Annotated in this window: 36 protein-coding genes; all 36 read right to left on the bottom strand. The window is 42.3% G+C overall.

Annotated features, from left to right (window positions below):
* Window positions 1-7 precede the first annotated feature (7 nt).
* On the bottom strand, window positions 8-952 hold the full coding sequence (locus tag AC1DOK_RS20875; RefSeq protein WP_477556254.1) for a DNA-directed RNA polymerase subunit alpha: 945 nt from the start codon (window positions 950-952) through the stop codon (window positions 8-10).
* Between the two features lie 194 nt (window positions 953-1,146).
* Complete coding sequence (gene rpsK, locus AC1DOK_RS20870; protein WP_132420774.1) at window positions 1,147-1,542, bottom strand: 30S ribosomal protein S11; 396 nt, start codon at window positions 1,540-1,542, stop codon at window positions 1,147-1,149.
* A gap of 18 nt (window positions 1,543-1,560) precedes the next feature.
* Window positions 1,561-1,929, bottom strand: a complete 369-nt coding sequence (gene rpsM, locus AC1DOK_RS20865; RefSeq protein WP_132420772.1) for a 30S ribosomal protein S13 — start codon at window positions 1,927-1,929, stop codon at window positions 1,561-1,563.
* A gap of 12 nt (window positions 1,930-1,941) precedes the next feature.
* A complete protein-coding gene (gene rpmJ, locus AC1DOK_RS20860) occupies window positions 1,942-2,055 on the bottom strand; it encodes a 50S ribosomal protein L36 (protein ID WP_003333770.1) in 114 nt (37 codons plus the stop codon).
* Window positions 2,056-2,168: 113 nt separating this feature from the next.
* On the bottom strand, window positions 2,169-2,387 hold the full coding sequence (gene infA, locus AC1DOK_RS20855) for a translation initiation factor IF-1 (RefSeq protein WP_009676800.1): 219 nt from the start codon (window positions 2,385-2,387) through the stop codon (window positions 2,169-2,171).
* 2 nt (window positions 2,388-2,389) lie between these two features.
* On the bottom strand, window positions 2,390-2,698 hold the full coding sequence (locus AC1DOK_RS20850; protein WP_477556253.1) for a hypothetical protein: 309 nt from the start codon (window positions 2,696-2,698) through the stop codon (window positions 2,390-2,392).
* A gap of 26 nt (window positions 2,699-2,724) precedes the next feature.
* Entirely contained in the window at window positions 2,725-3,477 is a 753-nt protein-coding gene (gene map / locus AC1DOK_RS20845; RefSeq protein WP_477556252.1) for a type I methionyl aminopeptidase, read from the bottom strand.
* The gene (locus AC1DOK_RS20840; RefSeq protein ID WP_477556251.1) at window positions 3,477-4,127 is read right to left on the bottom strand and encodes an adenylate kinase; all 651 of its coding nucleotides are present in this window, start codon (window positions 4,125-4,127) and stop codon (window positions 3,477-3,479) included. Before AC1DOK_RS20840 ends, map begins: the two co-directional genes overlap by 1 nt.
* An 86-nt stretch (window positions 4,128-4,213) precedes the next feature.
* Window positions 4,214-5,530 (bottom strand): preprotein translocase subunit SecY, encoded by a 1,317-nt coding sequence (gene secY, locus AC1DOK_RS20835; protein ID WP_477556250.1) that lies wholly within the window; start codon window positions 5,528-5,530, stop codon window positions 4,214-4,216.
* Complete coding sequence (rplO, locus tag AC1DOK_RS20830) at window positions 5,530-5,970, bottom strand: 50S ribosomal protein L15 (RefSeq protein ID WP_477556249.1); 441 nt, start codon at window positions 5,968-5,970, stop codon at window positions 5,530-5,532. The genes secY and rplO overlap by 1 nt, the downstream gene beginning before the upstream one ends.
* A gap of 31 nt (window positions 5,971-6,001) precedes the next feature.
* Entirely contained in the window at window positions 6,002-6,190 is a 189-nt protein-coding gene (rpmD, locus tag AC1DOK_RS20825; protein ID WP_477556248.1) for a 50S ribosomal protein L30, read from the bottom strand.
* Window positions 6,191-6,201: 11 nt separating this feature from the next.
* Entirely contained in the window at window positions 6,202-6,699 is a 498-nt protein-coding gene (rpsE, locus tag AC1DOK_RS20820) for a 30S ribosomal protein S5 (protein WP_477556247.1), read from the bottom strand.
* Between the two features lie 29 nt (window positions 6,700-6,728).
* Window positions 6,729-7,097 carry a 50S ribosomal protein L18 gene (gene rplR, locus AC1DOK_RS20815; RefSeq protein ID WP_477556246.1) on the bottom strand — a complete coding sequence of 123 codons (369 nt, stop codon included), beginning with the start codon at window positions 7,095-7,097 and terminating at the stop codon, window positions 6,729-6,731.
* Between the two features lie 81 nt (window positions 7,098-7,178).
* Window positions 7,179-7,721: a 50S ribosomal protein L6 gene (rplF, locus tag AC1DOK_RS20810; RefSeq protein ID WP_477556245.1), complete on the bottom strand. Its 543-nt coding sequence runs from the start codon at window positions 7,719-7,721 to the stop codon at window positions 7,179-7,181.
* 32 nt (window positions 7,722-7,753) lie between these two features.
* Entirely contained in the window at window positions 7,754-8,152 is a 399-nt protein-coding gene (gene rpsH / locus AC1DOK_RS20805) for a 30S ribosomal protein S8 (protein WP_477556244.1), read from the bottom strand.
* Window positions 8,153-8,184: 32 nt separating this feature from the next.
* Window positions 8,185-8,370, bottom strand: coding sequence for a type Z 30S ribosomal protein S14 (locus AC1DOK_RS20800; RefSeq protein ID WP_477556243.1), 186 nt, complete (start codon window positions 8,368-8,370; stop codon window positions 8,185-8,187).
* Window positions 8,371-8,390: 20 nt separating this feature from the next.
* Entirely contained in the window at window positions 8,391-8,933 is a 543-nt protein-coding gene (rplE, locus tag AC1DOK_RS20795; RefSeq protein WP_477556242.1) for a 50S ribosomal protein L5, read from the bottom strand.
* A gap of 27 nt (window positions 8,934-8,960) precedes the next feature.
* The gene (rplX, locus tag AC1DOK_RS20790; RefSeq protein ID WP_477556241.1) at window positions 8,961-9,317 is read right to left on the bottom strand and encodes a 50S ribosomal protein L24; all 357 of its coding nucleotides are present in this window, start codon (window positions 9,315-9,317) and stop codon (window positions 8,961-8,963) included.
* Window positions 9,318-9,359: 42 nt separating this feature from the next.
* Window positions 9,360-9,728: a 50S ribosomal protein L14 gene (gene rplN / locus AC1DOK_RS20785; protein WP_477556240.1), complete on the bottom strand. Its 369-nt coding sequence runs from the start codon at window positions 9,726-9,728 to the stop codon at window positions 9,360-9,362.
* A 36-nt stretch (window positions 9,729-9,764) separates the two neighbouring features.
* Window positions 9,765-10,031, bottom strand: coding sequence for a 30S ribosomal protein S17 (gene rpsQ / locus AC1DOK_RS20780; RefSeq protein WP_477556239.1), 267 nt, complete (start codon window positions 10,029-10,031; stop codon window positions 9,765-9,767).
* 28 nt (window positions 10,032-10,059) lie between these two features.
* On the bottom strand, window positions 10,060-10,257 hold the full coding sequence (gene rpmC, locus AC1DOK_RS20775) for a 50S ribosomal protein L29 (RefSeq protein ID WP_477556238.1): 198 nt from the start codon (window positions 10,255-10,257) through the stop codon (window positions 10,060-10,062).
* Entirely contained in the window at window positions 10,247-10,681 is a 435-nt protein-coding gene (rplP, locus tag AC1DOK_RS20770; RefSeq protein ID WP_477556237.1) for a 50S ribosomal protein L16, read from the bottom strand. The genes rpmC and rplP overlap by 11 nt, the downstream gene beginning before the upstream one ends.
* Before the next feature lie 2 nt (window positions 10,682-10,683).
* Entirely contained in the window at window positions 10,684-11,346 is a 663-nt protein-coding gene (rpsC, locus tag AC1DOK_RS20765; protein WP_477556236.1) for a 30S ribosomal protein S3, read from the bottom strand.
* Window positions 11,347-11,359: 13 nt separating this feature from the next.
* Window positions 11,360-11,692, bottom strand: a complete 333-nt coding sequence (gene rplV / locus AC1DOK_RS20760; protein ID WP_477556235.1) for a 50S ribosomal protein L22 — start codon at window positions 11,690-11,692, stop codon at window positions 11,360-11,362.
* A 30-nt stretch (window positions 11,693-11,722) separates the two neighbouring features.
* Window positions 11,723-12,001: a 30S ribosomal protein S19 gene (gene rpsS / locus AC1DOK_RS20755; protein ID WP_477556234.1), complete on the bottom strand. Its 279-nt coding sequence runs from the start codon at window positions 11,999-12,001 to the stop codon at window positions 11,723-11,725.
* 36 nt (window positions 12,002-12,037) lie between these two features.
* Window positions 12,038-12,868, bottom strand: a complete 831-nt coding sequence (gene rplB, locus AC1DOK_RS20750) for a 50S ribosomal protein L2 (protein ID WP_477556233.1) — start codon at window positions 12,866-12,868, stop codon at window positions 12,038-12,040.
* Between the two features lie 46 nt (window positions 12,869-12,914).
* Window positions 12,915-13,211 (bottom strand): 50S ribosomal protein L23, encoded by a 297-nt coding sequence (gene rplW, locus AC1DOK_RS20745; protein ID WP_477556232.1) that lies wholly within the window; start codon window positions 13,209-13,211, stop codon window positions 12,915-12,917.
* Window positions 13,208-13,834: a 50S ribosomal protein L4 gene (gene rplD, locus AC1DOK_RS20740; RefSeq protein ID WP_477556231.1), complete on the bottom strand. Its 627-nt coding sequence runs from the start codon at window positions 13,832-13,834 to the stop codon at window positions 13,208-13,210. The genes rplW and rplD overlap by 4 nt, the downstream gene beginning before the upstream one ends.
* Window positions 13,835-13,850: 16 nt before the next feature.
* Window positions 13,851-14,477: a 50S ribosomal protein L3 gene (gene rplC / locus AC1DOK_RS20735; RefSeq protein WP_477556230.1), complete on the bottom strand. Its 627-nt coding sequence runs from the start codon at window positions 14,475-14,477 to the stop codon at window positions 13,851-13,853.
* A 43-nt stretch (window positions 14,478-14,520) separates the two neighbouring features.
* The gene (rpsJ, locus tag AC1DOK_RS20730; RefSeq protein WP_477556229.1) at window positions 14,521-14,829 is read right to left on the bottom strand and encodes a 30S ribosomal protein S10; all 309 of its coding nucleotides are present in this window, start codon (window positions 14,827-14,829) and stop codon (window positions 14,521-14,523) included.
* 412 nt (window positions 14,830-15,241) lie between these two features.
* A complete protein-coding gene (locus AC1DOK_RS20725) occupies window positions 15,242-15,691 on the bottom strand; it encodes a hypothetical protein (protein WP_477556228.1) in 450 nt (149 codons plus the stop codon).
* A 20-nt stretch (window positions 15,692-15,711) separates the two neighbouring features.
* On the bottom strand, window positions 15,712-16,716 hold the full coding sequence (locus tag AC1DOK_RS20720; RefSeq protein WP_477556227.1) for an ABC transporter ATP-binding protein: 1,005 nt from the start codon (window positions 16,714-16,716) through the stop codon (window positions 15,712-15,714).
* Complete coding sequence (locus tag AC1DOK_RS20715) at window positions 16,713-17,729, bottom strand: ABC transporter ATP-binding protein (RefSeq protein WP_477556226.1); 1,017 nt, start codon at window positions 17,727-17,729, stop codon at window positions 16,713-16,715. Before AC1DOK_RS20715 ends, AC1DOK_RS20720 begins: the two co-directional genes overlap by 4 nt.
* Before the next feature lie 13 nt (window positions 17,730-17,742).
* Window positions 17,743-18,588, bottom strand: a complete 846-nt coding sequence (locus tag AC1DOK_RS20710) for an ABC transporter permease (RefSeq protein WP_477556225.1) — start codon at window positions 18,586-18,588, stop codon at window positions 17,743-17,745.
* A gap of 6 nt (window positions 18,589-18,594) precedes the next feature.
* A complete protein-coding gene (locus AC1DOK_RS20705; RefSeq protein ID WP_477556224.1) occupies window positions 18,595-19,545 on the bottom strand; it encodes an ABC transporter permease in 951 nt (316 codons plus the stop codon).
* 135 nt (window positions 19,546-19,680) lie between these two features.
* Complete coding sequence (locus tag AC1DOK_RS20700) at window positions 19,681-21,282, bottom strand: ABC transporter substrate-binding protein (RefSeq protein WP_477556223.1); 1,602 nt, start codon at window positions 21,280-21,282, stop codon at window positions 19,681-19,683.
* Window positions 21,283-21,569 lie beyond the last annotated feature (287 nt).

Genomic DNA, 21,569 nt, shown 5'->3' with positions numbered 1-21,569 from the left:
CTCCTTCTTAGTCTTCCGTACGTAGCCCAAGACCTAGCTCTTCAAGCTTCTCTTGAACTTCTTCAAGAGATTTACGGCCAAGGTTCCGCACTTTCATCATATCCTCTTCGGTTTTGGTGATTAGCTCTTGCACAGTATTAATACCGGCACGCTTTAGACAGTTGTAAGAACGAACAGATAGATCAAGTTCCTCGATAGTCATCTCAAGAACTTTCTCTTTCTTGTCCTCTTCTTTCTCAACCATAATTTCAGCGTCTTTCGCTTCATCAGTTAAGCCTACAAATAACATTAGGTGCTCAGTTAGAATCTTCGCTCCTAAGCTAACAGCTTCCTCCGGACGAATACTTCCATCGGACCAAATTTCGAGGGTCAATTTATCATAGTTGGTCACTTGACCAACACGAGTATTTTCCACACTGTAATTCACACGGGTAATCGGAGTGTAGACAGAATCAATCGGGATCATACCAATTAATTGTTCTTCCCGTTTGTTCTTATCAGATGATACATATCCGCGTCCTCTGTTAGCATGAATACGCATGTGTAAACGCGCATCCGAAGCTAAAGTCGCAATATGCAAATCCGGGTTAAGGATTTCCACATCACTATCTCCGCGAATATCACCAGCAACGATATTGCCTTCTCCTTCTGCATCGATCTCCAAAATCTTCTCTTCATCAGAGTGAATTTTCAGCGACAAGCCCTTGAGATTTAGGATGATTTCCGTTACATCTTCCTTCACGCCTGGAATCGTTGAGAACTCATGCAACACACCATTGATTTGAACTGAAGAAACTGCAGCACCTGGTAATGAAGACAGTAGGATACGACGTAGTGAGTTACCTAAAGTTGTTCCGTATCCACGTTCTAACGGTTCTACAACAAACTTGCCGTAGGAGCCATCTTCACTTAGCGACACGGTTTCTATTTTTGGTTTTTCGATTTCAATCATCTCATGAACCCTCCTTCAAAACGTCGTTTCCATGGAACAACACATAAAACGTATAGTATGCCTATCCAACACAATCATTATTCACAACTTATGGATATTTATACCACAGTTAGAACCCAAAGGAAACGATTTATCAACTTTTTGAAAGTCGATGCCGTTTCCTAAGGTGAATCAGTTAACCTGATTCACTGAAATTACACGCGACGGCGTTTTGGAGGGCGGCATCCGTTATGAGGAATCGGAGTCACGTCTTTAATCAGGTTAACTTCAAGACCAGCAGCCTGAAGCGAACGAATCGCAGCTTCACGACCAGCGCCTGGACCTTTTACCATTACTTCTACAACTTTCATGCCGTGTTCCATTGCAGCTTTTGCAGCGGACTCAGCTGCCATTTGAGCCGCAAATGGAGTGCTTTTACGGGAACCTTTGAATCCAAGTCCACCGGAGCTTGCCCATGAAATTGCATTCCCTTGCGGATCCGTAATTGTAACGATTGTATTGTTAAAAGTAGAACGAATATGTGCTACTCCAGTTTCGATATTTTTACGGTCGCGACGTTTTGTACGAACGACTTTTTTAGGTTTTGCCATGTGCTCTAACCCCCTTTATTATTTTTTCTTGTTAGCTACTGTACGACGAGGACCTTTACGCGTACGCGCATTTGTCTTCGTACGTTGTCCACGAACAGGTAATCCACGACGGTGACGAACACCGCGGTAGCAACCAATTTCAACTAGACGCTTGATGTTAAGAGAGATCTCACGACGAAGATCACCTTCTACTTTCAAGTTCTTGTCGATTGCTTCGCGAATTTTACTCACTTCGTCTTCTGTAAGATCACGAACGCGAGTTTGACGATCGATACCAGTCATTGCTACGATTTTTTGAGCAGTAGTTGTACCAATACCAAAAATATACGTGAGCGCAATTTCTACGCGCTTATCACGAGGTAAGTCTACGCCAGCTATACGAGCCATCCGAGCACCTCCTTATCCTTGTTTTTGTTTGTGTTTTGGATTTTCGCAAATTACCATTACGTTACCTTTACGACGAATGACTTTGCATTTTTCGCAAATCGGTTTGACCGAGGGTCTTACCTTCATCTTGAATCCCTCCTAAAAGTTCTGCGTAGCGTTTAAAACGCTGCAAGTTATACGGAGCAAAACTACTTCGAAAGCATAAATGCATTTTTCCGTAGAAAAAATTTGCTTTCCATTTATTTAAATCGGTAGGTGATTCGGCCGCGCGTTAAGTCGTATGGAGACAATTCAACCGTTACCTTGTCACCTGGCAAAATCCGAATGAAGTGCATTCTGATCTTCCCTGATACGTGCGCTAAAATTTTATGACCGTTCTCCAGTTCCACTTTAAACATCGCATTGGGAAGAGGTTCGATTACGGTGCCTTCTACTTCAATTACATCTTCTTTGGCCACTGTCATTCTCCTTTCTCATGTGCATTCAACTGCATCTTCTCTGAAAACTTATTCAGTGCAAAACGCAATTTACCGTTCGTTACACGTCCTGTTTCCTTTAAGCTGGATACAACCTCTTCGGATGCGTCCTCCATTAACTGTAAATGAAGCAGATTTTTCTTCTTAGGAAGATCAAACCTTCGTTTGTCCCCATCTGCGATGAGTACATAACGATGATCGACTATGCCGATTACGACTGTGTACTTCCCTTGATCACTGCCGCTTAGAACCTTAGCAATCTGACCCACTCGTGGAACCATATCCTTATTCACACTTCATCACCTACGTTCTCACATGATTACTCAGGCAGTTTCGTGAAAATCTCGTAACCATCTGGCGTAATCGCAATCGTATGTTCAAAATGAGCACATAAGGAACCGTCTTGAGTGACGACTGTCCAATTATCTTGTAAGGTCTTGACGTAACGTCTACCTACATTCACCATCGGTTCAATCGCAAGCACCATACCTGGCTTAAGGTGTGGTCCTTTATCAGGTAGTCCATAATTCGGAATTTGTGGTTCTTCATGTAGCTCAGTGCCTATGCCATGACCTACATATTCGCGAACAATCGAAAATCCAGCTTCTTCAGCACAAGTTTGGATCGCATGAGAGATCGTGTATAACCTTGCATCCGGCTTTGCTTCAGCAAGTCCGACATACAAAGACCTCTCAGTCACTTCGAGGAGCCTCTTCGCTGTGTCAGATATTTCACCAACACCGTAGGTCCATGCGGAGTCACCGTGATACCCTTTATATTGCGCTCCAATATCAATGGAAATAATGTCGCCTTCCATCAGCTTTCTCGGGCCAGGAATGCCGTGAACCAACTCTTCGTTGACAGAAGCACAGATAGAGCCAGAAAAACCGTTATAGCCTTTAAAAGAAGGTGTCGCTCCCTGACTACGAATAAAGTCTTCTGCTATTTGATCAAGTTCCCTAGTTGTGATATCAGGTCTAATCGCTTGCTTCAACAACTGATGTGTCTTCGCAACGATGCGACCAGCTTCCCTCATCAACTCAAGTTCAACTTCGGACTTACATATGATCATTAAGCTAACCTCTCTAGTAGTGAGCTTATTTCTGTAGTTACCTTGTCAATGTCCTGCTCACCGTTTACTTCGCGTAACAAACCTTTCTCTTGGTAGTATACCAAAAGTGGTTTTGTTTTGCTTACATACTCGTCAAGCCTTGTACCGACTTTCTCTTCCGTATCGTCAGAGCGTTGGTACAATTCGCCTTCACATTTATCGCATACGCCTTCCTGCTTCGGCGGATTAAACATGACATGATATGTTGAACCGCATGATTTACAAATACGACGACCTGTCAGTCTTGCTAATAGACGATCACGATCAACGTTTAAATTGATAACATGATCAAGTTTCTTACCAAGTTGTTCTAAGATTCCGTCCAGTGCATCCGCCTGAGCGATTGTCCTTGGAAATCCATCAAGCAAGAATCCCTTCTCACAGTCAGCCTGCTGAAGTCGTTCTCTAACGATTCCGTTCGTAATTTCATCTGGTACTAATAAGCCTTTATCCACATATCCTTTTGCTTCAATCCCTAAGGAAGTTCCTTGGCTCATAGCAAGTCGAAAGGCATCTCCTGTTGAGATATGAGGGATATGAAATTTGTTTACGATTCGTTCCGCCTGGGTGCCTTTACCAGCACCAGGAGGCCCCATAAATATTACGTTCATTCCGCCACACTCCCTGTCAGGTGTTGCAACGAACAGCACAATAGGTGCCGATGTCGCCAATAAATGCATCCATCAGAACCTATTAGCTATTTATTGATAAAACCTTTGTAATGACGCTTGATCAGTTGACCTTCAACCGTCTTCATTGTATCAAGTGCTACACCTACTAAGATTAGTATGGAAGTACCACCGATTGTTACTGAGCTCGGAAGTCCAGCAAGTTTACCGAAAATCATCGGTAAGACTGATACAAAGGCTAGGAAGAAAGAACCTGACAAAGTAATTCTCGTCATCACGCGAGTCAAGTACGTTTGAGTCGGTTTACCAGGACGAATGCCTGGGATATATCCGCCATTTTTCTTCATTTGATCGGCCATTTGCTCTGGATTGATCTGAACGAACGTATAGAAATACGTAAATCCAACAATCAACAGAATGTAAAGCACAATCGCAAGTGGTGAAGAATTGGTAAGGCTGAAGTTTTGTACTATCCAGTTTGCAATACCACCCTCTGGTTTTACCCAGAACGATGCGATAATCGTTGGGAAAGTTAGAAGTGATGAAGCAAAGATAACTGGGATAACCCCTGCAGCATTAACTTTCATCGGAATATGTGTCGATTGTCCACCGTACATTTTACGTCCAACAACACGCTTAGCGTATTGAACAGGAATCTTACGAATCCCTTGTTGAACAAAAATAACGAATACGATAATCGCAATTGTTACTATTACGATAATTAAGCCCTTGATGATGTTAATGAATAACGCATCGCCTGCTTCGTAAAATAACTGAGTCGCAATTTGTTTGATACCCGTTGGGATACCTGCAACGATACCGGCGAAGATGATAATAGATATCCCGTTACCGATTCCGTGCTCCGTAATTTGCTCCCCTAACCACATGAGGAACGCTGTACCAGCTGTAAGTACAATTGCAATTAACAAGTAGGTTGTAAAACCTGGGTTAATAACAAGAGCTTGGCCGTACATATTATGGAAACCAATTGCAAAACCAAACGCTTGGACCATACCGAGAACGATTGTACCATAACGTGTAATTTGGCTCAGCTTCTTCTTACCAACTTCGCCTTCCTTCGCCCATTGTGAGAACTTCGGGATTACATCCATCGAAAGTAACTGCACAATGATCGAAGCGGTGATGTATGGCATAATCCCCATCGCGAAGATGGAGAATTGGAATAGTGCGCCCCCAGAGAAAGTGTTCAGCAAACCAAATAATTCATTGGTTGCTGTAGCATCAGTAGCTTTGAGAGCAGCAGAGTTAATATTCGGAACTGGAATATAAGCACCAATCCGATAGACGATTAAAACTAGAAAGGTGAAAATTATTCTTTTGCGCAAATCCATTACTTTAAAAATATTGGATAGGGTACGAAACATTAGATCACCTCGGATTGACCGCCGGCAGTTTTAATCTTCTCCACCGCAGATTGGGAAAACTTATTCGCTTTAACTGTTAGATTCACAGTAAGTTCACCGTTTCCGAGAATCTTGATGCCATCTTTAGGTGACTTAACTACGCCAGTTTCCATAAGAAGCTCTGGAGTTACTTCTGTACCTGCTGCAAATTTGTTCAGCTCAGTAAGATTTACAATAGCGAACTCTTTGCGAGTTGGGTTCGTAAATCCACGCTTCGGAATACGACGATACAATGGATTTTGTCCGCCTTCAAAGCCTGGACGAACGCCACCGCCGGAACGCGAATTTTGACCTTTGTGACCGCGAGTAGACGTTTTTCCCATACCGCTTCCGATACCGCGACCAACGCGCTTACGGGAATGGCGACTTCCTTCTGCAGAACTCAGCTCATGTAATTTCATCGTTGCACCTCCTCTAAGCTAGATTATTGATTTATGCTTCGATTTCTTTAACTTCTACTAAGTGGCTGACTTGATTGACCATGCCACGAATGGCAGAGTTATCTTGGTGAACAACTGTTTGGTGCAGCTTGCGAAGACCAAGTGTGTTCACTGTCACCCTTTGTCCTTGTGGACGACCGATCAGACTGCGTTTTAGGGTAATTTGTAGTTGTTTAGCCATCATTACTCCCCCTAACCCAGTAGTTCTTCAACGGTTTTGCCGCGAAGTTTCGCAACTTCTTCAGCTTTCTTCAGACGGGAAAGCCCCTCTAAAGTTGCATTAACCATATTGATTGAGTTTGAAGAACCCAGTGATTTTGTCAAAATATCTCCTACACCAGCAAGTTCAAGAACTGCACGAACAGGACCGCCGGCAATAACACCAGTACCTTTGGATGCTGGTTTCAAGAGCACGCGGCCAGCGCCAAAATGCCCATTGACTAAGTGAGGAATGGTTGTTCCAACGATAGGAACATGGATCAGGTTTTTCTTCGCATCGTCAATTCCTTTGCGGATAGCATCAGGAACTTCTCCAGCTTTACCGATCCCTGCGCCAACCCAACCATTGCCGTCGCCAACAACGACTAGAGCGCTGAAACTAAAACGGCGTCCGCCTTTGACGACTTTCGCAACGCGATTAATATGAACAACCTTTTCAGTTAGCTCTAAAGTATTCGGATCAACTCGCAAGTCGTATACCTCCTTATATTGTACTTTTTCTAGAATTCAAGACCTGCTTCACGCGCAGCATCAGCTAACGCTTGAACGCGGCCATGGTATAAATATCCACTACGGTCAAATACGACTTTATCTACGCCTTTAGCTTTCGCACGGCTTGCGATTAACGCGCCGATTGTGCGAGCTGCTTCAACGTTACCGCCATTGCCGATCTTCTCTGATACTTCTTTATCCAGAGTGGAGGCAGTAACGAGTGTAACGCCTTGCGTATCGTCAATAACTTGAGCGTACATATGCTTAGATGAACGGTAGATGTTCAATCTTGGACGAGCGGACGTTCCTTCGATTTTCTTGCGAACACGAAGATGTCTTTTTAAACGAGCTTTATTCTTATCGCTTTTTATAATCATGAATTGCACTCCTTTCATCTTTACTTAGAGGATTTTGCCCCTATAGATGATCTCGGGCTAACTTGATTAAGCTAGCTTACCTTATTTCTTCTTACCAGCTTTACCTTCTTTACGAAGGATACGCTCGCCTTCATACTTGATACCTTTACCTTTATACGGCTCAGGTTCGCGTACGGAACGAACTTTTGCAGCGATAGCGCCTACGCGCTCTTTATCGATCCCTTTAACGATAATCTTCGTGTTCACAGGAACTTCGAATTCAATGCCGTTCTCCGGTGTGATTTCAACCGGGTGGGAGTAACCAACGTTAAGAACAAGCTTATCACCTGTTTTATTAGCACGGTACCCGACACCTACTAGATCAAGCGTTTTGGAATAACCTTCTGTAACACCACCAACCATGTTGGAGATAACGCTGCGTGTTGTACCATGTAGGGAACGGTGCAGTTTGTTATCAGATGGACGTTCAACGTTAATTTCATTCTCTTGAACGCTAACCTTCATATCTTTATGGATATCACGGGATAAAGTTCCTTTCGGTCCTTTCACCGTAATCACGGTATTATCAATTGTAACAGTCACACCGTTAGGAATAGCGATTGGCTTGCGACCAATACGTGACATGTATTTGCACCTCCATTCAATTGCGCTTTATATTACCAAACGTAAGCAATTACCTCTCCGCCGGCTTTAGAGAAACGAGCTTCCTTATCAGTCATTACCCCTTTAGAAGTAGAGATAATAGCGATTCCGAGGCCGCCGAGCACACGAGGGATTTCTTGGCTTTTCGCGTAAACGCGTAGGCCTGGCTTTGAGATTCTTTTTAGACCTGAAATTACGCGCTCGTTATTTTGGCCGTATTTCAAGAATAAACGGATAATCCCTTGTTTGTTGTCCTCCACAAACTCTGCATCACGAATGAAGCCTTCCTTTTTCAAGATCTCAGCGATTTCTCTCTTGATCTTGGAAGCTGGGATTTCAACTGTTTCATGACGTACGATATTCGCATTACGAATGCGAGTTAGCATGTCTGCAATTGGATCTGTCATAACCATTTGTGTAAACCTCCTTCCCGAAAATCAATGGATTACCAGCTTGCTTTTTTAACACCTGGTATTTGACCTTTATAAGCTAATTCGCGGAAACAAATTCTGCAAATCTTAAATTTACGAAGCACGGAGTGCGGGCGACCGCAGCGTTCGCAGCGGGTGTAAGCCTGCACTTGGAACTTCGGTGGACGTTGTTGCTTGATTTTCATCGAAGTTTTTGCCACTGAAAATTACACCTCTTTCATTATTTAACGAACGGCATACCTAATTGCGTTAGCAATTCGCGGGATTCTTCATCGGATTTAGCAGTCGTTACGATAACGATATCCATACCGCGCACTTTATCCACTTGATCATACTCAATTTCTGGGAAAATTAATTGTTCTTTTAAACCAAGTGTGTAGTTACCGCGACCATCAAATGCTTTTGATGATACACCACGGAAGTCACGAACACGAGGAAGAGAAACGTTGAACAATTTATCGAGGAAGTAGTACATGCGATCTCCACGCAATGTCACTTTCGCTCCGATTGGCATATTCTCACGAAGCTTGAAACCAGCAATTGATTTCTTCGCTCTTGTGATCACTGGTTTTTGACCAGTGATTTTTTGCAGATCCGTCACAGCGCTATCTAGCACTTTCGAGTTGGAAACTGCTTCACCTACACCCATGTTGATTACAACTTTTTCGATCTTCGGTACTTGCATTACCGTCGTATAGTTGAACTTCTGCATTAACGCAGGAGTGATTTCGTTAAGAAAACGTTCTTTCATTCTTGCTGCCATGTGTAAAGGCCCTCCTTTCCTTGGCTACTATTTATCGATTACTTCACCGGATTTTTTCGCTACGCGAACTTTTTCACCGTTCTCAAGCACTTTATAACCGACACGGGTAGGCTTGCCGCTTTTTGGATCAATCAGCATCACGTTGGATACATGGATCGCAGCTTCCTGATTCAAAATTCCGCCTTGCGGATTTTGTTGTGATGGTTTCGCATGTTTCTTAACCATGTTGATACCTTCAACCAGGACACGGTTTTGACGGGGATAAGCAGCTAAGACGCGGCCTTTTTTGCCTTTGTCTTTACCTGTAATCACGATCACCGTATCGTCCTTTTTCACGTGAAGCTTATTGTTATGAGACTCAAGTCTCTTTTTCAATCTTGGCATGTTCTACACCTCCTAAACGCTTCCCTAGTGGGAAACCCCTAATTAAATGACCTCTGGAGCCAGAGATACGATCTTCATGAAGTCCTTTTCGCGAAGTTCACGAGCTACAGGTCCGAAAATACGAGTACCACGTGGACTCTTATCTTCCTTCACAATTACTGCTGCGTTTTCGTCAAATGCGATGTAGGAACCGTCTTTACGACGAGTTGAGTTTTTCGTACGCACGATAACTGCTTTAACTACATCACCCTTTTTGACAACGCCCCCTGGTGTTGCTTCTTTCACGGAACAGACAATTAGGTCTCCGATGTAACCAGCTTTACGGCCAGTACCACCAAGAACTTTGATACACATAAGTTTCTTTGCACCTGAATTATCCGCAACACTTAAACGAGTAAAAGCTTGAATCATTGTATTCCCTCCTCCCTGTAGTTCACAGTTACATTATTAGATGATAACCGCTTTATTAACAACTTCTGTCAATCTCCAACGCTTATCTTTGGAGAGTGGACGAGTTTCCATGATTTTAACAACATCGCCAATTTTAGCTTCGTTATTCTCGTCATGAGCTTTGAATTTCTTCGTATATTTGATTCTCTTGTGGTAGAGATCATGTTTTTTGTAAGTCTCAACTGCTACAACAATGGTTTTATCCATCTTGTCGCTGACGACTTTACCAACCTGAACTTTACGTTCATTGCGCTGTTCAGCCATTTGTGAACCCTCCTATTCTTACGAATCCTTAACTAATACCAAGTTCTCTTTCGCGCAAAATAGTCTTCGCACGTGCGATTTCTTTGCGCAGTTCACGAATTTGAACTGGGTTGTCCAGTTGACCAGTAGCTAGTTGAAAACGGAGGTTAAAGAGCTCGTCTTTGAATCCGTTGATTTTGTGTTCAATTTCAGTAGTGGTAAGGTTACGGAATTCACTAGCCTTCATTTGCTTCACCACCCACTTCTTCCTTCTTCACGAACTTACACTTAATTGGCAACTTGTGCATTGCCAAGCGCATTGCTTCGCGAGCTACTTCTTCACTTACACCAGCAAGTTCAAACATGATCTTACCTGGTTTTACTACTGCTACCCACTTCTCAACGTTACCTTTACCACTACCCATACGTACTTCAAGCGGCTTCTGTGTAACTGGTTTAGCAGGGAAAATTTTGATCCAAACTTTACCACCACGTTTAATATAACGAGTCATCGCAATACGAGCTGCCTCGATCTGACGGTTTGTTACCCAAGCTGGTTCAAGTGCTTGTAATCCAAATTCGCCAAAGTGTACCTCAGTACCACCCTTTGCACGGCCAGCCATACTGCCGCGATGCTCTTTACGGTGTTTTACGCGTTTAGGCACCAACATGATTAGTTGCCTCCTTCCGATTGAACTTTCTTCTTAGCAGTCGGAAGAACCTCTCCACGATAGATCCACACTTTTACGCCGATAAGGCCATAAGTGGTGTGTGCTTCAGCAGTACCATAATCAATATCTGCACGAAGTGTGTGGAGTGGAACCGTTCCTTCGCTATAACCTTCTGAACGAGCGATTTCCGCTCCGCCTAGACGGCCGCTAGTAGCTACTTTAATACCTTTTGCGCCAGCGCGCATTGTTCTTTGCATAGCTTGCTTCATTGCGCGACGGAATGATACACGACGCTCTAATTGTTGAGCTATACCTTCTGCAACCAAGATTGCATCAATTTCTGGAGTTTTGATTTCTGCGATGTTAATATGAACTTTTTTGTCAGTCATATTAGCAAGATATCCACGGATAACTTCTACTTCCGCTCCACCTTTACCGATTACCATACCAGGCTTAGCAGTGTGAATTGTTACATTCACGCGATTAGCCGCACGCTCGATATCGATGTGGGATACTGCAGAGTCTTTCAGTTTATTCTTCAAGTATTCGCGAATTTTAACATCTTCAATAAGAAGTTTGCCGAAATCCTTGTCTGCATACCACTTGGATTCCCAATCACGAATAATACCTATTCTAAGACCAACCGGGTTTACTTTTTGACCCACACTTTATCCCTCCTTATTTCTCAGATACCACAACAGTAATGTGGCTGGTACGCTTATTGATACGACTTGCGCGTCCCATAGCACGAGCGCGGAAACGCTTCAGAGTCGGTCCCTGATTTACGTAAATCTCACTGATCACTAACTTGTTAGGGTCAAGTGAAAAGTTGTGCTCTGCGTTAGCAATTGCGGAATTCACAAGCTTCTCTACAACAAGAGAAGCGGATTTTGGTGTGTGACGTAAAATTGCAATCGCATCACCAACTGCTTTCCCTCTAATCAAGTCAACAACGAGCTGAGCTTTACGAGGAGCAATCCGAACAAAATTTGCAGCAGCTTTTGCTTGCATGGTAGTACCTCCTCTCAGACAGTATTGCTATTAGCGCTTGCCTGTTTTCTTATCGTCATCATGACCTTTATACGTACGAGTAGGTGCAAACTCACCTAATTTGTGTCCAACCATATCCTCAGTTACGTATACAGGTACGTGCTTTCTTCCATCGTAAACGGCGAATGTATGGCCGACGAATTGTGGGAAAATCGTAGAACGGCGAGACCAAGTCTTGATTACAGTTTTCTTTGTAGTAGAATCAACTGCTTCCACTTTTTTGAGTAAGTAACCGTCAATGAATGGCCCCTTTTTTAAGCTGCGTCCCATTGATGCTCCTCCCTTCTCTTAATCAGAATTCGTTCCTTATTTCGTGCGACGACGTACGATGTACTTGTCGGAAGCTTTGCCTTTTTTACGTGTTTTGAATCCAAGTGTCGGTTTGCCCCATGGGGACATTGGAGACTTACGACCGATTGGAGCGCGGCCTTCACCACCACCGTGTGGGTGATCGTTCGGGTTCATTACTACCCCGCGGACTTCAGGTCGTTTGCCAAGCCAGCGATTACGTCCAGCTTTACCGATCTTGATCAATTCATGGTCTCCGTTACCTACAGCACCAATAGTTGCGCGGCAAACCTTAAGAACTTTACGAACTTCACCGGATGAAAGGCGAACTGTTACATAACGCTCTTCTTTACCAAGCAATTGAGCTTCTGTACCTGCAGAGCGAACCATTTGTCCACCATGCCCAGGCTTAAGTTCAATATTGTGGATAACTGTACCAACTGGAATGTTCTCTAGTGGTAATGCATTACCGACTTTAATGTCAGAACCTACACCAGACTGGATCACATCGCCTACTTTAAGACCTTTTGGCGCTAAGATATATCTTTTTTCACCATCCGCATAATGAATCAATGCGATGTTAGCAGTACGGTTCGGATCATACTCAACTGTAGCAACGCGGCCTGGTATGCCATCTTTGTTACGTTTAAAGTCAATAATACGATATTTACGCTTATGACCGCCACCTTGGTGACGAGTAGTAATTTTACCTTGGTTGTTACGTCCAGCTTGTTTGCTCAATGGAGCAAGCAAGGATTTCTCCGGAGTGGATGTTGTGATTTCTTCAAAAGTCGAAACTGACATTCCACGTCGAGCCGGTGACGTTGGTTTATACTTTTTAATTGGCACCTTGATTCCCTCCTTACTTAACTAGTAAAACCTACTAAGAGGCTTTTTAGACTTGAGATGATTCAAAAATTTCTAGGTCTTTGCTTTCAGCTGTTAACTTAACGATAGCTTTCTTCCATTCGGAAGTGTAACCATTGTATTTGCCATAACGCTTCGGCTTAGCCGGCATTCTGAGCGTGTTAACTGCTTCAACTTTAACGCCAAAAATTTGCTCAATCGCTTGTTTAATCGCAGTCTTATTAGCTTTCATTTCAACTTCGAAAACATATTTCTTTTCCGCCATCATGTCACTAGTACGTTCAGTAATAATCGGGCGTTTGATTAGATCGCGTGGATTTGTCATTGAGCAAGTACCTCCTCAACTTTTTGCACCGCGTCTTTGGTAATAATAAGCTTGTCATACAACATAACGTCAAGTACGTTAATTCCGTCAGCAGCGACGAATTTCACACCTGGGATGTTACGAGTTGATAAAGCTACGTTCTCATTGTATTCAGCGGAAACAATTAGTGCTTTGCGTTCTACTTTGAGGTTATTCAAAATTGCAGCGAATTCTTTCGTTTTAGCTGCTGCCATTTCCAATTGATCAAGAACGATTACTTCGTTATCAATCACTTTGGATGATAGAGCAGATTTGATCGCTAAACGACGAACTTTCTTCGGTAATTTGTAAGCATAGCTACGTGGAGTAGGTCCGAATACAATACCGCCGCCCTTCCATTGTGGTGAGCGAATGCTACCTTGACGAGCACGTCCAGTTCCTTTTTGTTTCCACGGCTTACGTCCACCACCACGCACTTCCGAACGACCCTTCGTCTTGTGCGTGCCTTGACGCTCCGATGCTTGTTGCATCAGTACCGCTTCATGCAAAACGTGAATGTGTGGTTCAATTCCGAAAACCGCATCAGACAATTCAACTTCCCCTACCTGAGCGCCGGAAACGTTATATAAAGCTACCTTTGGCATCGATGTTCCTCCTTTCTTACTTTTTAACAGCAGACTTAACAGTTACATAGCATTTCTTTGGTCCAGGAATGGATCCTTTAACCATGATGATGTTACGTTCTGTATCCACTTTGATTACTTGAAGATTTTGTAAAGTTACAGTTTCAGAACCCATATGTCCAGGTAATTTCTTACCTTTCATTACGCGGTTAGCTGCAATCGAACCCATTGAACCTGGACCGCGGTGGTAACGCGAACCGTGAGCCATTGGACCAGTGTGTTGATTGTGGCGTTTAATAACACCTTGGAAACCTTTACCTTTGGAAGTACCTGTTACGTCAACGTATTCACCTGCTGTGAATAGATCCGCTTTAAGCTCCTGGCCAACTTCATATGCACCAGCTTCAATACCGCGGAACTCCTTAACGTAGCGCTTAGGTGTTGCGCCAGCTTTCTTCGCATGACCAACTTCTGGCTTGTTTGCATTTTTTTCTTTCTTATCTTCAAAACCGATCTGAATGGATTCATAACCATCGTTGTCTACATCTTTCTTTTGTAGAACCACGCAAGGACCCGCTTGGATCACAGTTACAGGAATCACTAGACCTTCTGGTGTAAATACTTGAGTCATCCCAAGTTTTCTACCTAAGATACCTTTTGTCATCGTTGACACCTCTTTTCCTTTTTGCCTTATGCTTTATTATTAATTACAATTTGATTTCAATGTCCACGCCGGACGGCAAGTCTAATCTCATTAATGCATCTACAGTTTGTGGAGTCGGATTCACAATGTCGATAAGACGTTTGTGTGTACGCATTTCAAACTGCTCACGAGAATCTTTGTACTTGTGCACCGCACGAAGAACCGTAATGATTTGCTTCTCTGTAGGAAGCGGAATCGGACCAGATACTGAAGCGCCTGAACGCTTAGCTGTCTCAACGATCTTCTCAGCTGATTGATCGATCACACGGTGATCATAAGCCTTCAAACGGATACGTATTTTTTGCTTTGCCATATAATTCCCTCCTTCTATCGCCCAATTTCGTATCGGACATACTCCGCGAAAATCTCCTGACAACCTATCCCATGGCAAAGGGCCCGGGTGTATCAGCAACCTCCCGCATCATCGCAACGTCACAGACCAACGCTCACTATTATATATAAAATAATCGCCTAATGCAAGTAAAATATTTTTGGTTTAAAAGAATTAATTTTACTAGCTGTATAAATGCGTTGTGTTACCTTACCTTAACAGGATTTTAACAACCTCGCCATATCAAATTATTAGCAAATATGGAGAACCAACATTGTGATCTATCATTTCTATATAAAACGAAAGAGACCACGTTCCTAGCAATAATAGCTAAGAGTATGATCTCATGATCGTATTCCTTCTATATAACGTGCACGAGTTGGAACAGACAATATTATAGAGTTAACCCTCTAACAACTAAAGATATCATCTGATAATCATTAGTTTCTTCTATAATATGCATAACCCAGTTATTAGCGAGTCTGTCTTTCAGTACATGAGCATCCTCACTAGCCAACTTTAAGCCTTGTATACGTCCCTCAGTCGCTACAAAATCAACACCACGTTTAATACCGAATCTTTGCTCAAGCCATACCTGTAGGCCATTAAACGTGTTAAATGTGATCTGGTAACCATCTTGGATAGCTCGCTCAAGCTGTTCACCATGTGAAGATGAATAAGAAATAAATTCGTTATAGTTATAATGCTCTGCTTGAGCTGACTCTAATGGCTTAATATCTCCTGAATTTGCACATTCAAGCAGAATTGCATCTGATATACCTGCTTGTCTTGCACGTTCAAGTAGTATCGCCGTATGCTGGGATAATTTTATTCTTTCATTCATTACATATCCCTCCTCTTCTATTATTTATCATTTAAATAGCAAGCTGCAAAATGACCTGGAGAGATTTCTTTAAGTTCCGGTTCTGCCTCAGCACATTGCTTCATTGCATGTGGACATCTAGGGCGAAACTTACATCCGACTATATCTTCCAACGGGCTCGGTAAATCTCCTTGCAACAAGGGCCTACTTGCCACCACCGCCTTAGGATCAGGAACTGGAATGGCTGCTAGCAATGCTTGAGTATAGGGATGAGCCGGATGTAGATATAACTCTTCACTTGTTGCTACTTCCACAAGCTTACCTAGATACATAACACCTATACGATCTGAAATATGGCGTACCATTGACAGGTCATGTGCAATAAACAAATAAGTAAGACCGAATTCTCCTTGTAAGTCTTCCAGCATATTCACAACTTGAGCTTGAACCGATACATCTAACGCTGAAATGGGTTCATCACACATAATGAATTCAGGATTTGCAGCTAATGAACGTGCAATACTGATCCGTTGCCTTTGGCCACCACTGAATTCATGTGGATATCGATCTGCATGTTCTGTTTTTAATCCAACCTTAGATAATAGTTCAAGTACTATTTCACGACGTTCAGAACGATTCTTATTCGAATGAATTTCTATTGGTTCGCTAATTAGCTGCATGACATTCATACCCGGGTTAAGCGATGAATACGGATCTTGGAAAATCGCTTGCATGCGTTTACGGTAGGGATGCATTTCCCTTTCACTCATAGCCGCTACATTACGACCATCATATAAAATCTCTCCCGAGGTAACATCATATAACCGAATTATACAACGTCCGAGAGTGGATTTGCCACAACCTGATTCTCCGACGAGTCCGAATGTCTCACCACGATGGATTTGGAAGCTAACGTTATCCACCGCTTTCAAAACCTTCGATGTACGGCCTAACAATGTTGTCTCCACCGGAAAATACTTCTTTAGTCCTCGAACATCTACTAGAACTTCTTTATCATGCAATTTATCTTGCCCCTGCTGACTCATTTCAAAGCCCCCTCTCTAGCAAGCTCCACTGCTTCTCCAGCTTGAACTCGTTCATCAAGTAACCAGCACATCGCTCTATGCCCAGGTCCCCTATCGAAGTAAGGAGGTCTTTGGTTACAAATTTCCATAGCATGAGGACATCTTTCTTTGAACGGGCAGCCTGTTGGTGGGTTCAGCATGTTAGGCGGTGTACCTTCAATGGGAAGCAGTCTTTCTTTGACACCATTCACTTGCTGAGGCAGTGAACGCATCAAGCCTTGCGTATATGGATGCTGTGGTGCTTCGAATATATCGATCACAGTACCTTCCTCCATGATGAGTCCACCATACATGACGATAACTCGCGTACACACTTGTGCGACGACCCCAAGATCGTGTGTAATTAGTAATATTGATGTGCCTGTGGTATCTCTTAATTGCTTCATAAGCGTTAAAATTTGTGCTTGAATAGTTACATCCAAGGCGGTAGTAGGTTCGTCCGCAATAAGCAGCTCAGGATAGCAGGATAAGGCCATAGCAATCATCACACGCTGACGCATACCTCCACTAAATTCATGTGGATATTGATCTATCCTCTTTTCAGGTGATGAAATGCCGACCTGCTTGAGTAGTTCAATGGCTCTTTGACGAGCTTCAGCTTTACTAAGCTTTTGATGTCGCTGTATGACCTCAATCAGCTGCTTGCCTATTCGAAGAACTGGATTAAGTGACGTCATCGGATCCTGAAAAATCATCGCAATCCGATTCCCTCTAATGTTCCGTAGTTCTTCCTCTGTCATCTCTAATATATTCTCACCCTGCAGGCGAACTTCACCTTCAATTATACGACCTGGAGGCTGGATTAAGCCTAATATGGATTTCGCTGTAATGCTCTTTCCACTTCCAGATTCTCCTACAATACCGACCATTTCTCCTTCGCTAACTGTGAAGCTGACGCCCCTAACGGACTGGACTTCGCCACTGCGTGTAAAAAATGACGTTTTTAAGTTATGAACCGTCAATAGCTCTGTCATATGCTTCACTCCATTACCGTTGATTTATTTTTGGTTCAAATGCAGCTCTGAATACATCTCCTAAGAAGTTAAAACTTAATACGGTTAACAATATAAATAGACCTGGGAATAAAGCGAGATAAGGTGCTTCGCCTATAAAGCCTTGCGCATCATACAGCATACTGCCCCAAGAGGAGTCAGGTGGCCGTACCCCAAGCCCCAGGAAGCTTAATGCCGATTCCATCATAATCGCACCCGCAATGTTAATGGATGCTGCAACAATAATGGTAGGCATGATATTTGGCACGATATGTCTCATTATAATTTTAAAAACACTTTGACCTGAGACTCGTGCATAAAGTACATATTCACGTTCTTTAATCGATAACGTTTCTGCACGCACAATCCGAGCAATGTTCATCCAGCTAAGTAGACCGATAATAATCACAATCGTAGTGATACTCGGCTTTAGATAAGCATTCAATATTAACATAATGAAGAAAGAAGGAATGGATAGGAAAATGTCCACCACGCGCATCATTAAATTATCAAACCATCCTCCAAAATAACCACTCATCGTGCCGACCGCGGTACCTACTGTAATGGATATTACCATTGCTATAAAACCTACGCTTAATGAGGCCCTTCCACCATATAACACTCGAGCCAAGTAATCACGACCATGGTCGTCTGTACCAAACCAATGAGTCGCGCTCGGTGGCTGTAATATTTCCGTTACAACCATTGCATTGGGATCATAAGGAACTAGAAAAGCAAATATAGACATTAAGATAAATACAACAAGGATAATTAGAGCAGCTAACCCTGCTTTTTGCTGTTTGAGTTGATCTTTAAGAAACCGCCATTTTAATTGATTCATCTTGTGTCACCTCGCCGTCTTGATTCTTGGGTCAACTACGCCATATAGTATATCAGCAATTAAATTACCAATTACGAGGAAAATAGAAGTGATCATCGTAATACCCATAATGATAGGATAATCAAGACTAAATACCGCTGAAATACCAAGCGACCCCATACCTGGCCACGAAAAGACGGTCTCTGTTATGAAAGCACCAGCAATAAGCTCGGAAAGTGACATTCCTAAAATGGTGATGACTGGCAGCAAGACGTTCTTTAATACATGACGAACAAGTACAACTGCTCGTGTCGAGCCATACGCATACTGAATCTGGACATAATCTTCTTCTAATTGACTAATTGTGTTTGAGCGAATATAACGCATATAAACGGATATCTGCATTAAGCTGAGAACGATACAAGGCATTATTCCGTGCTTAATAATATCTAGGATGGAATCAGATCCGATTGTTCGCATTCCCATGCTTGGCAGCCACTGCAGCTTTATTGCAAAAACGTAAATTAACATCATCGCAAACCAAAAGCTTGGAATTGAAATCCCAATATAAGAAAATAAACTTAAGGCACGGTCAACCAATCGGTTTTTATTGGCAGCTGAAATTAATCCAAGTGGAATAGCAATAAGTAAGGATAAAACCAGTGCAGAACCCATTAGACCGAGAGTAGCTGGTATTCGCTCGGCGATAAGTGTGGAGACCGGTCTATGATTAGCCAAAGAATAACCCAAATTACCTGAGAATACATTTTTCAGCCAGTATAGATACTGCATGTACACCGGCTGGTTAAGACCAAGACTCTCTCTAATTCTCTCTATATCTTCTGGACTCATATTCGGTGTAACGAACGAATTAACAGGATCGCCAGGTGCAAGCTTAATCAACGCAAAAGACACAATCGAGATAAAAAACAACAACGGAATGGCCTGCAGAATCCGACGCAAAATGTACTTTAACAATGTAACTCCCCCCGCAGACAACGCTGGCAATTTATGCACATGCGCTTTTATAAATCAAATGAGTTGTGCGATATCATTTCAAAATAGCGAAAATAAGCTGCTATAGACAGCTTATTTTCGTATAAAGAATCAATTTTATTGCTTCATATACACTTTGGACAAATCCTCGAACATGACAACTGGTTTCGGAACAGCTTCCTGCAAGCCGCCAAACTTCTTATCTACTGCAACAATACCTTTGGTGTAGGCAACTGGATAATAAGTCATTTCATTCGCAACCGTTTGTTGGATTTTCTTGTAGATTTCGCCGCGCTTGGCAGGATCCATTTCTACTGCACCTTGTTTCCATAAATCATCAAATTCTTTATTTTTGTAATGAGCGTAGTTATAGAGTTCATCACTCATAAACAAGGATTTATAAGCGTCAGGCTCATAACCCATAATATAACCGCCAAAAGACAAATCATAATCCTTATTATTCGCATCTAACGATTTATTGCCGAATACAGTAATATCCATTGGAAGAAGTTCAACCTCAATGCCTACATCTTTAAGCTTTTGTTGGACATAAAGTGCTTGACTTGTTTGTGGCTTGTTGGAATTCACATAAGCTAACTTAAGCTTTAATCCACCCACTCCAGCAGAACTCAATAATTCTTTTGCTTTATTCAAATTGTAGTCATATGTTTCAACTTCCTTGGTGTGATAAAGTGTATCGGGCGTTAAAATGGATGGTGCAGGCTCTGCAAAATCAAGTGAGTTGTAGGACGCTGCAATCATCTCATTCTTATCTAAAGCATAAGCAATCGCTTGTCGTACTTCTTTCTTCTGCATAGCTTCATTATTCAGATTGAAGGTCATGTATTGCAGACGACCTTCTGGGTAGACTACCATTTCAAACTTGCCTGTATCATTTAATCTCTTGTAATCTTGTGTATCGATCATTTTCATTTGGATCTCACCATTTTGAAGAGCAAGATTTGATGCATTCGGATCTTTCGCAATACGATAAGTTGCTGTATCTAATTTGGGTTTACCACCAACATAGTTATCAAAACGCTCTAGCATTACATATTCACCTGAACGATATTCCTTAAATTTAAAGGGACCAGATCCAACAGGCTTTGCGTTCTTTTGACTTTTCTCAATATCAGCTTCCCCTTCAAAAATATGCTTTGGAATCGGGAAGATTTGGACAAGCGCTCCCTCAAAAGCTGCTGATACCTGCGGCAGTATAAATTCTACCGTCAAGTCGTCAACCTTATTAACTTTGATTGGCTTGCCATCCAATACAAAATAACTGCGGAAAAAGCTATGCTGCTTTTCATCCAAAATGCTATTAATCGTGAAGACAACATCATCTGCTATCAGCTTATGACCATCATGCCATGTTAAGCCACTACGCAGCTTTAACGTATATTTCAAGTTATCTTCTGACGGTGTTAAGCTCTCTGCTAATACAAAGGTTTTTACCCCATTATTAACACTAAACAACGGTGCAAACAGCGCTTGGTTAATCGTCAAAGTTATACGATCACTTGCATACATTGGATTTAATGCTTTTGGATCATCTTGCACTGCAATAACTAAGTTGCCACCTTCTTTAGGTGTGCCAGTTTCTGGAGCTGCTGAACCGTTAGGTGTACCAGCATTTTGACCTCCATTTGAACTACATGCACTAGCAATTACCATGATGAACATTAGCGCTATCGCTAATATTGACCGTTTCTTTCTCATGCTGCTTCCCCCTCAATGTGGTCAATCATAAATCTAAAATTTATTATAACAAATTATTTTAAAACTTCAATACCTTAATCCGAGTAATTATATCTGATTAATATATAATTAAATCGGCTTTATCCATTTCTAACTATAGTTTCTTATATTATGTATTATAAGTTTGAATTTCATAACAGAAGAAGAAACGACTTCGCCATCTGTTAGACGGAAGCGTTTCTTCAAGTAATACTTAGAATTTGTTATATGAAAAGTTATAAATTCTATAATACTAAAGAAAGCTCATT

It is taken from the genome of Paenibacillus sp. P5_B5 (assembly GCF_056400365.1).
The sequence above is the reverse complement of the archived record's forward strand: the minus strand, read 5'-3'. Positions and strand labels throughout refer to the sequence as shown.

Bases quoted from the DNA above. Each gene is read 5' to 3' on its own strand.
- rpsH (WP_477556244.1), bottom strand. From the start codon at position 8,152: ATGGTTATGACAGATCCAATTGCAGACATGCTAACTCGCATTCGTAAT.
- rpmD (WP_477556248.1), bottom strand. From the start codon at position 6,190: ATGGCTAAACAACTACAAATTACCCTAAAACGCAGTCTGATCGGTCGT.
- rplP (WP_477556237.1), bottom strand. From the start codon at position 10,681: ATGTTGGTGCCTAAACGCGTAAAACACCGTAAAGAGCATCGCGGCAGT.
- rplD (WP_477556231.1), bottom strand. From the start codon at position 13,834: ATGCCAAAGGTAGCTTTATATAACGTTTCCGGCGCTCAGGTAGGGGAA.
- rplN (WP_477556240.1), bottom strand. From the start codon at position 9,728: ATGATTCAAGCTTTTACTCGTTTAAGTGTTGCGGATAATTCAGGTGCA.
- AC1DOK_RS20875 (WP_477556254.1), bottom strand. From the start codon at position 952: ATGATTGAAATCGAAAAACCAAAAATAGAAACCGTGTCGCTAAGTGAA.
- map (WP_477556252.1), bottom strand. From the start codon at position 3,477: ATGATCATATGTAAGTCCGAAGTTGAACTTGAGTTGATGAGGGAAGCT.
- AC1DOK_RS20715 (WP_477556226.1), bottom strand. From the start codon at position 17,729: ATGACAGAGCTATTGACGGTTCATAACTTAAAAACGTCATTTTTTACA.
- rpmJ (WP_003333770.1), bottom strand. From the start codon at position 2,055: ATGAAGGTAAGACCCTCGGTCAAACCGATTTGCGAAAAATGCAAAGTC.
- rpsQ (WP_477556239.1), bottom strand. From the start codon at position 10,031: ATGGCTGAACAGCGCAATGAACGTAAAGTTCAGGTTGGTAAAGTCGTC.
- rplX (WP_477556241.1), bottom strand. From the start codon at position 9,317: ATGCCAAGATTGAAAAAGAGACTTGAGTCTCATAACAATAAGCTTCAC.
- secY (WP_477556250.1), bottom strand. From the start codon at position 5,530: ATGTTTCGTACCCTATCCAATATTTTTAAAGTAATGGATTTGCGCAAA.
- rpmC (WP_477556238.1), bottom strand. From the start codon at position 10,257: ATGAAGGCTAGTGAATTCCGTAACCTTACCACTACTGAAATTGAACAC.
- AC1DOK_RS20725 (WP_477556228.1), bottom strand. From the start codon at position 15,691: ATGAATGAAAGAATAAAATTATCCCAGCATACGGCGATACTACTTGAA.
- AC1DOK_RS20840 (WP_477556251.1), bottom strand. From the start codon at position 4,127: ATGAACGTAATATTTATGGGGCCTCCTGGTGCTGGTAAAGGCACCCAG.
- AC1DOK_RS20720 (WP_477556227.1), bottom strand. From the start codon at position 16,716: ATGAGTCAGCAGGGGCAAGATAAATTGCATGATAAAGAAGTTCTAGTA.
- rpsK (WP_132420774.1), bottom strand. From the start codon at position 1,542: ATGGCAAAACCTAAAAAAGTCGTTCGTACAAAACGTCGCGACCGTAAA.
- rplF (WP_477556245.1), bottom strand. From the start codon at position 7,721: ATGTCACGTATTGGTCGCAAGCCAATCGCTATTCCTAACGGTGTGACT.
- rpsM (WP_132420772.1), bottom strand. From the start codon at position 1,929: ATGGCTCGTATAGCTGGCGTAGACTTACCTCGTGATAAGCGCGTAGAA.
- rplW (WP_477556232.1), bottom strand. From the start codon at position 13,211: ATGACAAATCCACGCGATCTAATCAAACGCCCGATTATTACTGAACGT.
- rplO (WP_477556249.1), bottom strand. From the start codon at position 5,970: ATGAAATTACATGAGCTGAGTTCTGCAGAAGGAAGTCGCCATTCCCGT.
- AC1DOK_RS20710 (WP_477556225.1), bottom strand. From the start codon at position 18,588: ATGAATCAATTAAAATGGCGGTTTCTTAAAGATCAACTCAAACAGCAA.
- rplE (WP_477556242.1), bottom strand. From the start codon at position 8,933: ATGGCAGCAAGAATGAAAGAACGTTTTCTTAACGAAATCACTCCTGCG.
- rplC (WP_477556230.1), bottom strand. From the start codon at position 14,477: ATGACAAAAGGTATCTTAGGTAGAAAACTTGGGATGACTCAAGTATTT.
- rpsS (WP_477556234.1), bottom strand. From the start codon at position 12,001: ATGGGACGCAGCTTAAAAAAGGGGCCATTCATTGACGGTTACTTACTC.
- rpsJ (WP_477556229.1), bottom strand. From the start codon at position 14,829: ATGGCAAAGCAAAAAATACGTATCCGTTTGAAGGCTTATGATCACCGT.
- rplV (WP_477556235.1), bottom strand. From the start codon at position 11,692: ATGCAAGCAAAAGCTGCTGCAAATTTTGTTCGGATTGCTCCTCGTAAA.
- AC1DOK_RS20700 (WP_477556223.1), bottom strand. From the start codon at position 21,282: ATGAGAAAGAAACGGTCAATATTAGCGATAGCGCTAATGTTCATCATG.
- rplR (WP_477556246.1), bottom strand. From the start codon at position 7,097: ATGATTATAAAAAGCGATAAGAATAAAGCTCGTTTAAAAAGACATCTT.